The following is a 14,791-nucleotide window of genomic DNA, read 5'->3' on the forward strand; positions in this document are numbered from 1 at the left end:
GCTGAGTCATCTCAACAGTCACTTCCAATGGGATTCGAGTTCGGCCTTCGCCTTCCACGAATCGAAAAGGAGTTTCGTCTCCATGAAAAATATCTTTTATCTCTCGGCGGCATTGGCTGTTTTGGTCACCAGCCAACAAGCCGACGCCGGTTGGTACGACAACCAACCGTCCGTTCTGGTCGCCCAACAAGACGGCGGGGCAGCAGCGGGATCGGCAGCGACGATCGTCGATCAAGCCGCCCCTCTGACTGATGGGGCACTGCCTGATGGGGCACTGCCTGATGGGGCACTGTCCGACAATGCTCCTATGCCGCCCGCCCCCGTGCTGACTCCGTTGCCCGAGCCTGCGTTGGACGATCAAGCGATGCCGGCAGCGGATCAGATTCCGATCCCTGAACCGGACGCCTCGAACTTGCCCGACCCTGTCATGGTTTCAGAAACGGCTCCGTCGACGACCGCGGCTCAGGCGGTAACGCCCCACCATCATCACCATCATCATGCGGCTCCTCCCAAATCTTGTCTGCACAAGTTGTGGGCTTTGGAGCAGAAGAAGATGGCGTGGTTGAAACATACGCTGCTGCATCATTGATCGCAGCACGGTATCCATCGCTCAAGAAGCTTGCCAGCGTCTCGAACGCCCGCGTGATTCATCACGCGGGCGTTTTTTCGTGTGCGCAGTTGCCAACTTGACCAAAGAGCAACGACCTATCTATTGGAGCGTCCCGTAATGGGATTCGCCAGAATTCCTGCCGTTACGGATTTCTGGCGAAATCCACTACGCGAACCAAAATCCAAGCCCACATGAACGACTCACCCTACACTCATTCTGATCGCACGTGGCCACTGCCACGTACTCCTTGGGCAATGCGAATGGGATGGCATGACCTGCTGTTTGCCCATTGGCCTGTTGATGCTCAGAGTTTGCGAGCCATCATTCCCGAGCCGCTCGAATTGGATCTCTATGATGGCCAAGCATGGATCGGGGTCGTTCCCTTTCGCATGTCCGACGTCGCGCCTCGATGCATTCCCGCACTTCCCGGCATCAGCGCGTTTCCCGAATTGAACGTGCGGACCTACGTCACCTATGACGGCAAGCCCGGTGTCTGGTTCTTTTCGCTCGACGCGGCCAACCGGCTGGCTGTCCGTGCCGCCCGACTGGCCTTTGCATTGCCCTACATGGATGCCGAGATGTCACTGCGAATCGACAACGGCACCTATCAATACTCTTCCCACAGAACGCATCGGGGCGAGCCACCGGCACGATTCATAGCGTCCTATCAACCTCAGGGGCCGGTCTGGCACGCACAGCCGGCGACGTTGGAACATTGGCTGACCGCACGATACTGCCTGTACAGCTCGCGTTGGCGCAAACAGGGTGATGCGGCATCACCGATCTATCGCGGCGAAATCGATCACGACCCGTGGCCGCTGCAAAATGCGACCTGTCGGATTTCAGAAAACACGCTGTGCGATCCCATCGGTTTGCCGTTGCCCGGTGACCCGCATTTGCTGTTCGTCAAAGACATCCACGTTCATGCGTGGTGGATTCACAAGATTTGATATCAACGACATTCATCAATCTGCCTTTACGCAAAGGGTGTCGCCGTCTATCAACATGCTCACGTCGCGCAAATCCAGCGTGACAATGAACTTGAATTGCTAGCAACGGTTTGCGAGATGAACATAAAGCGTCTTTTGCCATGGCTGATCGGCGTTGTCGTTTTGGGGCTGCGATGGACCTGTCGCGTTCGATACCACAACGATCTCCGCGCGAAGTTGAAATCACAAGGGACGCCGTACATCTACGTCGGTCTGCACGCGCATCAATTGGGAGCCATCATTGCTGCCGAGCCGGGCACCGGCGCGATGGTTTCTCGATCGCTGGACGGCGAGCTGATCGTCAACGCGTTGCAACATGCCAAATGTGTGCCGGTACGCGGCAGTGGTGGTCGGGCATCCAAAGGAGGCGCGTCTGCGTTTCGGGCGTTGGTCGAGCATGTGGAAAACGGGCAGCCCGCATTCTTGGCGGTGGATGGCCCCCGTGGCCCGAGGGGCAAGGTCTATCCGGGTGCTGCCAAGCTTTCACAAAAGACACGGGCGGCGGTGCTCATCGCGATTGCGATTCCCAGTCGTCGGATCGTCATCAAGAAGGCTTGGGATCGACTGCAGATCCCGTTGCCTTTCTCTCGGGTCGAGATCACGTTTTGCGATCCACTGTTTCCCCAGTTGGGAGAATCGGTGGAAGATTTCTCCGCTCGCATCGAGTGGGCGATTGCGGACTTGGAGCGTCAATTGGATCCTGCCGAGGCACCTGATCTGCTGAATTCTGAGCCGATCGAATTGCCTCGCGCGGCTTAGCCGGGGCCGCTGAAAGTTTGGTGTTGACATTGTTTTTCATTCCATGTTTTCGTTCCATGCATCGCAATCAGAGTGAGCCTCAGGCGCTAGCCGTGGGCCGGCACCACAATCCGCCTCAGGCCCACGGCTAGCGCCTGAGGCTCACTGGGGCTACCATCTGCGCCGGCAGTAGGGACATAAACTTGCGCAAACCCAAAAAGACACAACACCAGACTTTGAGCAGTCCAGGCGGCAACAGCGGCACAAAGCGGATGGTGGTGTTCGTTTTCGACTCGAAGAGTCGAACGACAATTGTCGCTCGACTTTCCAAGTCGATGGCGTACCCCGCCAAGCGTTTTTCCGTTTCCAATCGTTGACGTCCGCAGCCCAGCCCAGCCCTCCTTCCTCGCATTCGTCCTCCTCTGGCCCAGACGCTACAATGGCTGGGATTGTGACAGGCTGTTTTACTTTGATACGGTCCCTGCTGTCGAAACTGACTTCCCACCTGAGCTTTCTGACTCGGGCCAACCCACCACGGAGAACTCCTGAGATGATGAAACAACTGACCGCATTCGCCGCGATCGTGATGCTGACCGGAACGGCCTTTGCCGCCGACGTGGATCTCAAAGGAATCCAGTGCGTCGTTGCCGCCAAGCCCGTCGACGCGTCGAAATCGGCTGAGTACAAGGACGGCAAAGTTTATTTCTGTTGCGGCGGGTGCGCGGGCAAGTTTGCCAAGGACAGCAAGCCGTTTGCAGAAAAAGCCAACCATCAATTGGTTGCGACCAAGCAGTACGCACAAAAGGGCTGTCCCTTCAGCGGCGGCCCTGTCGATCCCGAAGTGTTCACCATGATCGGCGAGACCAAGGTCGGTTTCTGCTGTGCAGGCTGCAAGGGGAAAGTGGACAAGGCCGCCGATGACGACGCCAAGCGAAAACTGGTTTTCAACGAAAAGACTTTTGAAAAGACCTTTGAGAAGGCCAAGAAAGAAACCAGCCGCTGAGCTGGTTTGAATCACCACAACATTGCGATGATCAAGCCGGTCACCTTTCTCGGGTGGCCGGCTTTTTTTGTTGGATGTGCAAAACTTCGCGAGATAACTTTTATTCCCGCCGGAACCCGTCTGGTCGTTCTGCGACTAGACTATCACGACCAACCAAGACTCCTGTTTCCGCCATAACCAATCGTTTCCTTCCATGATCGACCGTCGTCATTTCCTCCTTGCCGCGAGCGCGTCCGCAGCGTCCGCTTGCTTGCTCGCCAAATCCGGTTCGGCGTCACCCGCCCCCAATCCCCAAACCGATGCGGCTCAAACCGATGCGGCTCAGACCGGCAAGATGCCGGTTCAGTTTTCGCTCAATACCAGCACGATCCGCGGACACAAACTGTCGATTACAGAACAAGTGGACGTCGCATCCAATGCGGGCTACGACGGCATCGAACCTTGGATTCGAGACTTGGAAGAATACGTCACGGGTGGTGGAAACTTGCCCGATCTAAAGAAACGCATCGAGGATTCAGGTCTCGCCGTTGTCAGCGCCATCGGATTTGCCAAGTGGATCGTCGACGACGATGCGGAGCGCGCCGCGGGGCTTGAGCAAGCCAAACGCGACATGGAGCTGGTCAAAGCCATCGGTGGAACGCGGATGGCCGCGCCACCGATCGGTGCTCATGGCGGCAAGGACACCTCACCGCCATTGGAAGTCATCGCCCAGCGGTATCGCGCGCTTTTGGAAGTAGGCGATGCGACAGGTGTTGTGCCTCAACTGGAACTGTGGGGATTTTCGCCGACACTGAGCAAGCTGCCCGAATTGGCGTACGTTGCCGCAGGTGCCGAGCACGACAGCGCCTGTGTGTTGCCCGATTTTTATCACATCTACAAAGGCGGCAGCGACTTCTCCGCACTCGGCATGATCGAAGCATCACGGATGCACTGCTTTCACATCAACGACTACCCCGACAATCCGCCGCGAAAGGACATCGCCGACAAAGACCGCGTGTTCCCGGGCGACGGCGTTTGTGCTTTGCCGCAAATCATTCGTGGCCTGATCGACAATGGTTTCACCGGAACGTTCTCTCTTGAGTTGTTCAACCCTGAGTACTGGCAACGAGACGCTCTGGAGGTCGCTAAGGAAGGTCTGGAGAAATCCAAAGCCGTGGTCTCACAGGCAATCGCTTTGTAGCCATCGCCGCTCGACGTTGAGGCCAGAGGCAGATGAGGCTTTACCTGTCGTGGACGAGGTAACGAGTCCTGGGCTGCTCAAAGTTTGGTGTTGTGTCTTTTTGGGTTTGCGCAAGTTCATGTCCCTGCTGCCGGCCCCAGTGAGCCTCAGGCGCTAGCCGTGGGCCTGAGGCGGATTGTGGTGCCGGCCCACGGCTAGCGTCTGAGGCTCACTTTGATTGCGATGCATGGAACAAAAACATGGACTGAAAAAACAATGTCAACCCCAAACTTTGAGCAGTCGCAGCCCTAGCGAACGCAGCGATACACAAAGGCCGGCGGTAGGTTTCTCCACACGGTATGGCTTCGCTCCACCGATGAGAACGAGTCTCTCAACCGGCGTGAAAACCTCCGTCCCGCCGGCAACACAACGCCTTGCCAATAGGCGAACGTCGCGAACTGACCGCCGGGCCTGAGTCGGCTTAGCATCGTTTCGATGATCTGCGTCTGCAGCGACTCAGAAAACGACGCCCAGGGCAACCCACAGATGATCGCGTCGATCTGATCGATGGATTCCTGTTCGCAAAGACGATCCAGCTCCGTCACGCTGTCTTCGTAGATGGTCGCCGTGGGACATCGCATGCGGGCTTGCGCGGCCATCTCGGGTGATCGTTCGATTGCAAAAAACGTTGCCTCAGGGTGCAAGCACTTCAACACGCCTTCGGTGAACACGCCGGTTCCAGGTCCGAACTCCACCACACTTCTGGCCTGATCCCACTGAAACCAATCCACCATCGCGTCGACCAAACCCGGACTGCTGGGCGCGATCGCGCCGACTTGGGTCGGGTGTCGCAGGAACTCCTTGATGAACGTCAATGTTTCTCGCACGTTTTCGACAGACTCGTGAGCTGGGTGGCTGATGGCAGGATTGGATGACAGCGGCTTGGTATCTTGGCACGTTGTCGGCCGGTTTCCAATCCGACCGGCAGACCGATACACTACCACGATGCGAGTTCCCACCCATCAACGAGGCCGCTTCACCGGTGCCAATATGACACCCATGATTGATGTGGTGTTTCTGTTGATCATCTTTTTCTTGGTCTCGAGCCACATGGCACGCCAAGAAAACCATTTGCCGGTGGATTTGCCGGTCGCAGCCAGCCATCAGGTGCTCGATCCCGAGTCGACATCGCTCACCATCACGGTCGGTGACGATTCCCAGTGGCGGCTGGGCGGCGAAGTGGTCCTGGAGTCACAGATCAGGCAGGCGATGGCAGACGCACTGGCTCGCGACGGTGCCGCCGCAGCCGTTCGCATTCGTACCGATTCGATCGTCCCGTATCGCCAAGTCGAGCCGATCCTGCGTGCAGCCGCCCAGATAGGAGTCTTTGACGTCTCCATTGCCGTGCAAGATCCGGCAGACATTCGCTAAAAAGATCATTCAGGGACTGAAAAGATCCTGCTGGCGTTTTGAGTAGATTCATAATGTCCCCACATGGGGCGAGTCCCTGCGGATGCCAAGTCGATACAATCGACCCGTCCGTGAAATCACTGCCTGCAAGAACACTGCCCCCTTCCAGATGGCCGACTCACATCGAGGGCCATCCGCTGAGCCGTCACCAATAGGTTTTCCTTTGAACCAGTCCACTTCCCACGACGATGACTTCGTCGCGCCCACAGCCCATGGTGCGACGGATATCGGAAAGAAACGAGCCGTCAATCAGGACCAGTTCCTGATCGCCGAACTGAACAAATCGATGTTGGTGTCGTCCACCAGCCTCAGCTTGACGGGACAGTTCCGTTTGTTTGGCCGAGTCCAGGGACAAGTCCTGTTGGTTGCTGACGGAATGGGCGGCCACGCGGCGGGCGAAAAAGCAAGTTCGTTGGCGATCGATCACTTGGTCACCCGATTGCTCAACAGTGTTCACTGGTTCTTTCAGTCTGACAGCGAAGACGAGACAGCATTCCTGGACTCGATGAAGAAACTCTTTCAAGACGCTCACGCGAGAATCTTGGCCGAGTCCGCCGAACACGTCGATGAACGTGGTATGGGTACCACACTGACGATGGCCTACATCATGTGGCCGCGAATGTATGTGATCCACGCCGGAGACAGCCGCTGTTATTTGGTTCGAGACGGAATCGCCCAACAGGAAACAACCGACCACACACTGGCCAGAAAAATGGTCGAGGCTGGCGGAATGAAACCGGAAGACGAATCGACGAGCCGCTGGAGCAACGTGCTGTGGAACGTCTTGGGCGGAACCAGCGAGGCCGAATTGTCCGCAGAAGTCCGCCGAGTTGATTTGGTCGAAGGTGACGTGGTGCTGTTGTGCAGCGACGGACTGTATCGCTACCTGGACGGCGCGGCGATCGCCGAGCAAGTCGGAAAGCAAAATGCACTGCCAGAGCTTTGCAAGACCCTGATCCAGATGGCCAACGACGCGGGCGGCGAAGACAACATCACGGTCGTTGTCGCCAAACCAGAACCCAACCATTTGGCGTCTCACGAAAGGGTCGCTCAGTGCCCTGACGAAGTTTCCACGATTGTGACAAGCAACTCCAGCATCGCATTGGACGACACGCTACCTGACGACACGTTGCCAGGCGAATGAGCCACGCACCCGCTCAATTGCGGCCGCCGGTCGGTCTCGTCGTCGGTGGCATCTGCGGGATGATTTCAGCGTTTCTGTATACGGGCGCCAACATTGCGCTCAGACAGAGCGTTGCCTTGGACCCGTTCTTGGTCGCAGCCGTCAAGGCTCTGCCGACCGTGGTGGTATTGCTGCCGATGCTGATCTGGATGCGGCAAGCCGGTCGACCGATCGCGACCAGCACTCAGTGGGTGGGACGATTTATCCTCGTGGCTTTGATCGGACAGTTCGTCGGCAACGGAGCTTTTCAGGTCGCGCTGCAGCAAATCGGCCTGGCCGCTTCTGTGCCGATCACTCTGGGTGTCTTGATCATCGGCGGTGCCATTTTGGGACGGTTGATTCTGGGCGAGCCCGTCAGCAAGGTAAAGATCTTGGCGATGGTCACCCTGATCGCCGCGGTGATCATCCTCTCGCTTCCCCACTCCGGTGAGTCCAATCTCGATTCGGTTTCCAAGACTGATGTTCTCTGGGGAGCCGGGTTTCTCTGGGGAGCACTGTGCGCCGCCGCGTCCGGTGCAGCCTATTCGCTCTTTGGCGTCACCATGCGTCAAGCCATGACCGGTGGGTTGTCCGCGCCGGTTGCGATGTTCATCAGCGGATGCGTCGGCTCGGTTTCTCTCTGGTCGTTTTATCTTGTGCGGTCAGGTTGGCAGCAGCTCTGGGTGGTCACCGCGGATCAGTGGTGGGTGATGCTGATTGCAGGCATTTTGAACTTCAGCGCCTTTGTGGCCTTGGCGATTGCGCTCAAAGCATTGCCCGTTGTTGCGGTCAATCTGATCAACGCGTCCCAGGTCGCGATGGCTGCCTTGGCCGGCGTCCTGATGTTTCATGAACCCCTCACCGGCACCCTGATGTCGGGAATCGCATTGACCTTCACCGGCCTGCTGATCCTGACCGCTGGACGCCGTAAAGGTTGAACGGGGGCTCACGCAGATTTTGACGCTATCGAAGACTTCCGATCGCTCTACAATGCTGTAACCGGCCTCGAACTCGCCGTTTGCCCCCTGTTTGAAGCGTTTTCTGATGCAATTACCGATCATCGACCAGCCCGAAATCGACGCTGCCGCCAAACTGGCGCCCGCGATGTCGCGTGATTATCTTTCCAATCTGACCGCCGGTGGTCGCGTTCCCACCGGGCCTGTCGCGGCACGTTCCTTACCGATGACCATGCGTGAGGCGCGCAAACGGGGCTGGGATGAACTGGATGTCGTGTTCATCACCGGTGACGCGTACATCGACCATCCAAGCTTTGCGATGGCCATTTTGGGCCGTGTCCTGGAGGCGGCCGGTTATCGGGTCGGAATCATCAGCCAACCCGAGTGGCGGAACTGCGATGCTTGGAAAGAGTTCGGTCGACCACGCCTTTTCTTCGGCGTCAGTGCGGGCAACATGGATTCGATGATCAACCACTACACCGCGAACAAGAAAGTCCGAAACGACGACGCGTACTCGCCCGGTGGTCGCATCGGCCGTCGCCCCGACCGCGCGACACTGGCGTACTGTCAGCGGGCTCGGGAAGCGTTCAAGGGTGTTCCCGTGATCGCCGGCGGTGTGGAAGCTTCGCTGCGTCGCTTAGCCCACTACGACTATTGGAGCGACAAGGTCAAACGCAGCATCCTGATGGACAGCAAGGCAGACCTCGTCGCCTTTGGCATGGGCGAGAACGCGATTGTGGAAATCGCGCGGAGGCTGGAGGCGGGCGAGACGGTCAAGGACCTGCGTGACATGCGAGGTGTCGCCTACACCCTGGGGGCATCCGAGGAGATTCCCGAGGATGCACTGCGGCTGCCCAGTTACGAAGAAGTCTGCAGCGACAAAATGGCGTTCGCCGAAGCGACACGGATCATCCACAACGAAACCAATCCGCACAACGCGCAGCGGTTGGTGCAGCAGCACGCAGCGCAAGCGGTCGTTTGCAACGTCCCGCAGATGCCGATCTCCGAAGCCGCGATGGATCAGATCTACGGATTACCCTACACCCGTCAGCCGCACCCGATCTACAAGGAACCCATTCCCGCGTACGAGATGATCAAAAATTCCGTCACGATCATGCGAGGCTGTTTCGGTGGCTGCACCTTTTGTTCGATCACGGCTCACCAGGGACGCATCATCCAGTCCCGCAGCAAAGAATCGGTGCTCAAGGAAATCTCCAAGATGGCCGAGGAAAAATCCTTCACCGGCGTGGTCAGTGACATCGGCGGCCCGACAGCCAATATGTACCAAATGCAGTGCACCAAGCCGGAGGTGGAAGCGGTCTGCCGACGTCAATCTTGTGTGCATCCCAAGATTTGCAAGCTGCTGGGTGTCGATCACACACCGGTCATCGAACTGATGCGAGAAGCACGAAGTCTGCCGGGTGTAAAGAAAGTGCTTGTGGCCAGTGGCATCCGCATGGACTTGGCCCGTACTTCACCGGAGTACCTCAAGGAACTGACCGAGCACCACGTCGGCGGAAAACTGAAAGTCGCGCCGGAACACGTCGATGCCGGTACGCTTCACAAAATGCGCAAGCCCAAGAACGACGACTTTGAACACTTCACCGAAGTCTTTGAGAAAGAATCCAAACGCGTTGGTAAGAAACAGTTCATCGTGCCGTACTTCATCGCCTCGCACCCGGGCAGCGACGTCAATGCGATGATCGAGCTGGCGTTGTTCCTCAAGCGAAACGGCTACAAGCCTGATGCGGTGCAAGATTTCATTCCTGCGCCCTTGGATGTCGCAACCACGATGTACTACACCGAGATGGATCCGTTTACCAAGCAACCCGTGTACATCGCCAAAGCGATGAAAGAACGCAAGATGCAGCGGGCGTTGATGCAATTCTTCAAGCCTGAGAACTACTTCGAGGTCCGCGAGGCGCTGCGATCAGTTGGCCGCACGGACTTGATCGGCGACGGCTGTGACAGCCTGATCCCATCACGACCACCATTGGAAGCGGTCAAGAAGCGTCGCAAGGACGCGAATAAACGATTCCGGGGCGACTACGTCCACACCATCCCCGGCACCGAAGATGCAGCGGCGCCAGCAGACGCCGGTGAAGAGTTAAAAAAAGGCAGCAAGAAACAACGCCGAAACCGCAAGAGCACCGGCTACCGCCCCAAACGCCGAGGCGCCGATAACTGAGAACAACGCCGCCCAACATTCATCAACCGCCCCCTCTGCTTCACTCGTCTCATAGGTCTCATAGGTCTCATCTGTCCCATAAGTCCCATCCGCGACGACGGAACCACGTGGAGACAACGCCCAAGCAAACGAGATGGATTGCAACCCTCTCAGCCGGCCCGTGCGATTCGCGAAAGTAGATCGATGAGGATCGCGTGTTGTTTGTCCGGGTCGAATCGCATTGCAGCAGTAGCGATTGCATTTTGCGAGAGCTGGGACCGCAATTCAGAATCGTTCGCGATGCGCATCAGTGATTCTGCATGTGCATCGATATCTCCGGGGGGAAACAGGAGAGAATTGTGTTCATGGCTGAGAAAGGTTGATGGTCCAGCGTGCCGGCCTGTCACGACGGGTAACCCAGCCCCCAAAGCCTCTGCAAATGCGACGCCAAAGGCTTCACATTGATTGGTCACCGGATCCTGGCGAGTATGCGCAGTAAAGACGTGCGATTCGCCAAATAGCTTGGCGCCCTGCGCGGCGCTGACAACTCCAGGAAAGTCGACCAGGTGATCGACTCTCAGACGGATCGCCAGATTGCGACATTCGTTGAACAGCGTTCCGCCCCCCGCCATCACGAGCCTCGCCCTCAAGCCGCGACTGACTGCCAATGCGAATGCCCGCAACGTTTCGATAGGCCCTTTAAAGCCGACGAACCTCCCCAAGTACAAGAAATGCACAAGATCAGTACTCACTCGAGTAGCGGTTCGAGTGATTGGCACTCCGAAGTACCAAGTGGTGACGCGATCCTCAGCTATGCCGTGTTCGATCAGTCGATGCCGAGTGAAGTCAGAATTTGCGATCATGTGAGAGTACTGACTCAGTCGCACGACTCGCTGCAAATAGCCATCCGAGTATCGTCGCCGACCCTTGGCGTTCTTGAGATCGAACGTCACGTCGTACCCATGGCAGTGAACTGCCAATGGAGTTCGCAGGCTTCTCCAGCACGAATCAAGCCGGGTCGCCAAGTTCACGTAGTGGCAGTACACGAGGTTTGCCCGGGCACCTCGCACAGAGCTGACCAGAGCACGACGACGTGGTGGTGCAAATATGAAATCGTCGGTCAAGCGAGTCTTACGCACCAACGACCACCACTGCCGCATGAGAGACAACGTGTTCGATGAAGTCGAGCCACTGGTGTCAAAGTAGGCGTCGCCACAGATGTACTGTTGCATGGCGTCTCGAATTCTCGCCAGCCACAACTCACTTGATCGATTGAAATAATGGGCCACCAAGTAGGCTCTTAATTCCATATTGGATACTCCCTATGGCCTGAACAAGAACAAAACAAAATGACCAAGGCCCATCCGTGCAGCTGCATCGTCAAGTCTAGATAGACGCCTATTGAATTCACTGTGGCTTTTGAGCTACGAGGAAATACCCAAGTGGGTACTTGGGTGAAGTTCGTTGAGAAATTCGTTTCCCAATGCCAGTCCGAACAAACCTTGCGACAAACCATTGAACAAACGAGGCGGCAATGCGGCCAACCACCGGAGTCATTGAAAGCGTCTTTGCTGCAAGATCCCCGACCACTTCAGGGATTCCCCCGATCGCCTCCAATCGCACCATCTGAAGCCCTGATCCCGACACGAATCGCTTCAATGCAAACTCAGTGTAGCGGTAGTAGTCATGCGGTGATTCATGAATGCAGTAATAGAAAGGCACGTTAAGGATGAGTTTACCGCCCGGCGAAAGAATTCGAGCAATGTCCTTGATCAAGGCGTCCGGCGTTGGGATGTGCTCCAGTACGTCTGACAGAAGAACGGTATCGAACTCTTGCTCCCCAAACGGTAGCGGCTGCGAAAGGTCGTGTTCGACATCGAGATGCTGAACGTTGTGCGGCGAAGCTTGCCAGTCTACGCAGACGACTTCGGCGACGTGAGGGCGGTACAAAGCATAGAGCGGGACCGTTCCGCAACCGACATCGAGCAGGCGCCCACGGGAGTGTCGAGGCAGATTCTCTGCGTACAACCGCGCAACTAGGTCGCCAATCAATCTCGACGAAACTCCCACCAATGCCGGATCACGAGACGCGACGGCGGATGAACCACGCAGTACATATTTTCCCGGTTTCCAATCGCTCTCGTTCTTCATCGTTTCAGTATCCCAGATTCCTCGATTATCTACTCGTGTTTTCGCTGGCAGTATCTTCATCGACTGGGCCATCGCTGACTGGGCCATCGCTGACTGCGCCATCGCTGACTGGGCCATCGCTGACTGGGCCATCATGACGATTGCCCTTCGACAAGAATCCCACCATCGCGATGCCTCGCCTAAAGTCAGAGGCTCGGGGAATCCAGATGTCCCTCCATTTCGATCCGGTTTTGGAAACGAAGCTAATGCTCAGGATCAAACTGATGCAAATGAGAGACACTGACGTTGCAATGGCAGCGCCAACGACCCCAAGCCCCGGGATCAGGAGCGTGTTGAGCACACAGTTGACGACCAACCCAACGACAGATGCATTGAGCGTTGCTCGAAACTCTGTCACGACGGCTAAGTACGCCGAAATCGCCCGGGCAGGCGTCAGTACGATGTACCCCGGCAAGATCCACCACAGGGGCTTCATCGAGTCGGCGAATGCATCGCCCCAAATCGCACGCAAAAACCAGGGACTGGCCAAAGCAATCAAAACTCCTGCAAAGACGGTAAATAGCGTTATGCAGCGACTGGCATCGCAGACGTCAGTCGCATTCATCTCCTTGCGAGCAACCGACGGATACAACACAAAGCCAACCGAATCGCCCAAGTGGTTGAGTTGTGAAGCGAGGAATACAGCAGGAACATAGATTCCGAGCGATTCCTCGCCGACGAAATATGCCAATAAAAAGAGGTCAAAGCGGTAGATGAGAAGTTGAGATATTCGATTCAGGCTCGATCTCCAACTGCGTTGGAACAACTCCTTCAAGCTACTGAGACGAGCAGTTCGACGTTCGGCAACATCTGGCGATTCATCTTGGAGCCCAATCGCCCAAACCATTGCCACAGATGTGATCGCTACGTAAGTGCTGGCCAATACGATCAACGCGGCCTCGGGCGTCAAGAGTTCGCTCCACCAAAGGGCAGCGATTATCGGTAGATTCAGCAGTGGTGGCAGCAAGATCAGGGCGTTGGCAAGACTTGTCTTTCGCAAACGACGCAGAACTCCAATTTCCAGTAGATGCACAAGGGTTGAAAGGGAGATCACACAGCATGCAACAACGGATGCCCAACTCACCTGATCGACAAGCAGAAACATCAGACAGCATGTGACAACTGCTGTTGGCAATAGCATCGCAAAGAGGTACCAGAGGACGATGCGATCAACTCGCGGACGTCCAATGGTTGTATCCGCCGGCATGCTGACGATGGCGGTGCCGACTCCTGCCTCGCACACTTGCCCGATTTGAACCGCTAGGTTTGTTACAAGCTGATATCGTCCGTAACCCGCGACCCCCAACCCACGCCCCAGCACTGACGCTGACAGAACGCCGACCGCGGTTGTGCTGATGCTCCGGAGCAATGTGAACCGAATCGCCGAACTGGAGTGTTCTCGATGTGTAGCAACTGGAGCGTCACTCATGGTGATCGAGTTTTCGACACACGCTCATCAGGCTCTGCCCATACGTCTTCTTGCGTCGGAAGATTGTTCTCGACATTTTGCCACCGCCTATTCCTCCAGGCGAAAAATCGATAGCCCTGAGATCGAAGCAACTCATAAACATCTGACACATCAAATCCGGCCGCGGTGGACGTAATGGTGTTGATCTCGATGATGATGCTGGGCCGGAACCGAGCAAGGCTTTGCTTGGCCCCTGAAAGTACTTTGAGCTCGAATCCTTCGACATCAATCTTTACAACATCAAGACGGTCCAAGCTCATTGACCGAACCAAATTGTCGAGCATGCAGACTTCGGCTTCGGCGGTCGCCGCATGGTCCGATGAAATGGGGACGAAGCTGGTGAGCAACGAATCGTTGCACTGGTAGAGTGTTTCGGTTCCTTCTTGATCACCTAACGCAATGGGCAGTACAGAGACGTTCGTTAAATGATTCGCAGTGATGTTTGCCTCTAAATTGGTTCGAACGATCGGATTAGGTTCAATGGCCAATATCTTAGCCTGGGGCTTATCGATGGCCATCGCAACGGTGAATTCGCCGACATTCGCCCCCACATCCAGAAAAACACCGTCTGTCGGAAGCAGTTTTTTTGCCAATTGGACCTGCTGGCGATGATGCCGGCCAATCCAAAAAAAGAGATTGCCAATTCGTTCTGAGCGGTCGACGATCATTCGTTGACCCCCGCCTGGCAAGATGATTTCAACCGGCTGCTGGCTGGCTGCACGGCATCGTTCGATATCGCGTCGCTGCAGATGAGTGACCCATGGTCTGAAACCACCGGCGTAGGGCAGTCGATTCAGTTGTCTGGATACAGCGGCGAGCGTTTCCACGTTGAGAAATGTCGGCATCGATCGACTGTGTTGGATTTGGTTGAGAACAAGA

14 protein-coding genes are annotated in these 14,791 nt (G+C 56.4%); 9 read left to right on the forward strand and 5 right to left on the reverse strand.

What is annotated here, in order from left to right; all coding sequences use genetic code 11:
• The first annotated feature begins 82 nt into the window (after positions 1–82).
• The 5 genes from Pla52nx_RS32195 to Pla52nx_RS32215 all read left to right on the forward strand — a co-directional run bounded on the left by Pla52nx_RS32195 (position 83) and on the right by Pla52nx_RS32215 (position 4,520).
• Positions 83–589, forward strand: coding sequence for a hypothetical protein (locus Pla52nx_RS32195; RefSeq protein ID WP_146523102.1), 507 nt, complete (start codon positions 83–85; stop codon positions 587–589).
• Between the two features lie 212 nt (positions 590–801).
• Entirely contained in the window at positions 802–1,560 is a 759-nt protein-coding gene (locus Pla52nx_RS32200; RefSeq protein ID WP_146523101.1) for a YqjF family protein, read from the forward strand.
• Between the two features lie 117 nt (positions 1,561–1,677).
• Positions 1,678–2,358, forward strand: coding sequence for a DUF374 domain-containing protein (locus tag Pla52nx_RS32205; protein ID WP_146523100.1), 681 nt, complete (start codon positions 1,678–1,680; stop codon positions 2,356–2,358).
• Positions 2,359–2,887: 529 nt separating this feature from the next.
• The gene (locus Pla52nx_RS32210) at positions 2,888–3,340 is read left to right on the forward strand and encodes a hypothetical protein (RefSeq protein WP_146523099.1); all 453 of its coding nucleotides are present in this window, start codon (positions 2,888–2,890) and stop codon (positions 3,338–3,340) included.
• Between the two features lie 193 nt (positions 3,341–3,533).
• The gene (locus Pla52nx_RS32215; protein WP_146523098.1) at positions 3,534–4,520 is read left to right on the forward strand and encodes a sugar phosphate isomerase/epimerase family protein; all 987 of its coding nucleotides are present in this window, start codon (positions 3,534–3,536) and stop codon (positions 4,518–4,520) included.
• Between the two features lie 287 nt (positions 4,521–4,807).
• Here Pla52nx_RS32215 and Pla52nx_RS32220 read toward each other — a convergent pair whose 3' ends face one another.
• Complete coding sequence (locus Pla52nx_RS32220; RefSeq protein WP_231742719.1) at positions 4,808–5,386, reverse strand: class I SAM-dependent methyltransferase; 579 nt, start codon at positions 5,384–5,386, stop codon at positions 4,808–4,810.
• Between the two features lie 118 nt (positions 5,387–5,504).
• Here Pla52nx_RS32220 and Pla52nx_RS32225 point away from each other — a divergent pair, with 118 nt between their 5' ends.
• The 4 genes from Pla52nx_RS32225 (at position 5,505) to Pla52nx_RS32240 (ending at position 10,275) form a co-directional block, all read left to right on the forward strand.
• On the forward strand, positions 5,505–5,930 hold the full coding sequence (locus Pla52nx_RS32225) for an ExbD/TolR family protein (protein WP_197455053.1): 426 nt from the start codon (positions 5,505–5,507) through the stop codon (positions 5,928–5,930).
• Between the two features lie 202 nt (positions 5,931–6,132).
• Positions 6,133–7,113 (forward strand): PP2C family protein-serine/threonine phosphatase, encoded by a 981-nt coding sequence (locus Pla52nx_RS32230; protein WP_231742717.1) that lies wholly within the window; start codon positions 6,133–6,135, stop codon positions 7,111–7,113.
• On the forward strand, positions 7,110–8,069 hold the full coding sequence (locus tag Pla52nx_RS32235) for a DMT family transporter (RefSeq protein WP_146523095.1): 960 nt from the start codon (positions 7,110–7,112) through the stop codon (positions 8,067–8,069). The genes Pla52nx_RS32230 and Pla52nx_RS32235 overlap by 4 nt, the downstream gene beginning before the upstream one ends.
• A gap of 106 nt (positions 8,070–8,175) precedes the next feature.
• A complete protein-coding gene (locus Pla52nx_RS32240; protein ID WP_231742708.1) occupies positions 8,176–10,275 on the forward strand; it encodes a YgiQ family radical SAM protein in 2,100 nt (699 codons plus the stop codon).
• A gap of 149 nt (positions 10,276–10,424) precedes the next feature.
• Here Pla52nx_RS32240 and Pla52nx_RS32245 read toward each other — a convergent pair whose 3' ends face one another.
• The 4 genes from Pla52nx_RS32245 to Pla52nx_RS32260 all read right to left on the reverse strand — a co-directional run bounded on the left by Pla52nx_RS32245 (position 10,425) and on the right by Pla52nx_RS32260 (position 14,757).
• On the reverse strand, positions 10,425–11,564 hold the full coding sequence (locus Pla52nx_RS32245; RefSeq protein ID WP_146523094.1) for a glycosyltransferase family 4 protein: 1,140 nt from the start codon (positions 11,562–11,564) through the stop codon (positions 10,425–10,427).
• A gap of 97 nt (positions 11,565–11,661) precedes the next feature.
• Positions 11,662–12,405, reverse strand: a complete 744-nt coding sequence (locus Pla52nx_RS32250) for a class I SAM-dependent methyltransferase (protein ID WP_231742707.1) — start codon at positions 12,403–12,405, stop codon at positions 11,662–11,664.
• Positions 12,406–12,430: 25 nt separating this feature from the next.
• Positions 12,431–13,873: a lipopolysaccharide biosynthesis protein gene (locus Pla52nx_RS32255; RefSeq protein ID WP_146523092.1), complete on the reverse strand. Its 1,443-nt coding sequence runs from the start codon at positions 13,871–13,873 to the stop codon at positions 12,431–12,433.
• Positions 13,870–14,757: an FkbM family methyltransferase gene (locus Pla52nx_RS32260; protein ID WP_146523091.1), complete on the reverse strand. Its 888-nt coding sequence runs from the start codon at positions 14,755–14,757 to the stop codon at positions 13,870–13,872. Before Pla52nx_RS32260 ends, Pla52nx_RS32255 begins: the two co-directional genes overlap by 4 nt.
• Positions 14,758–14,791: the final 34 nt, after the last annotated feature.

It is taken from the genome of Stieleria varia, from assembly GCF_038443385.1.
In the GTDB taxonomy this organism is placed as follows: domain Bacteria; phylum Planctomycetota; class Planctomycetia; order Pirellulales; family Pirellulaceae; genus Stieleria; species Stieleria varia.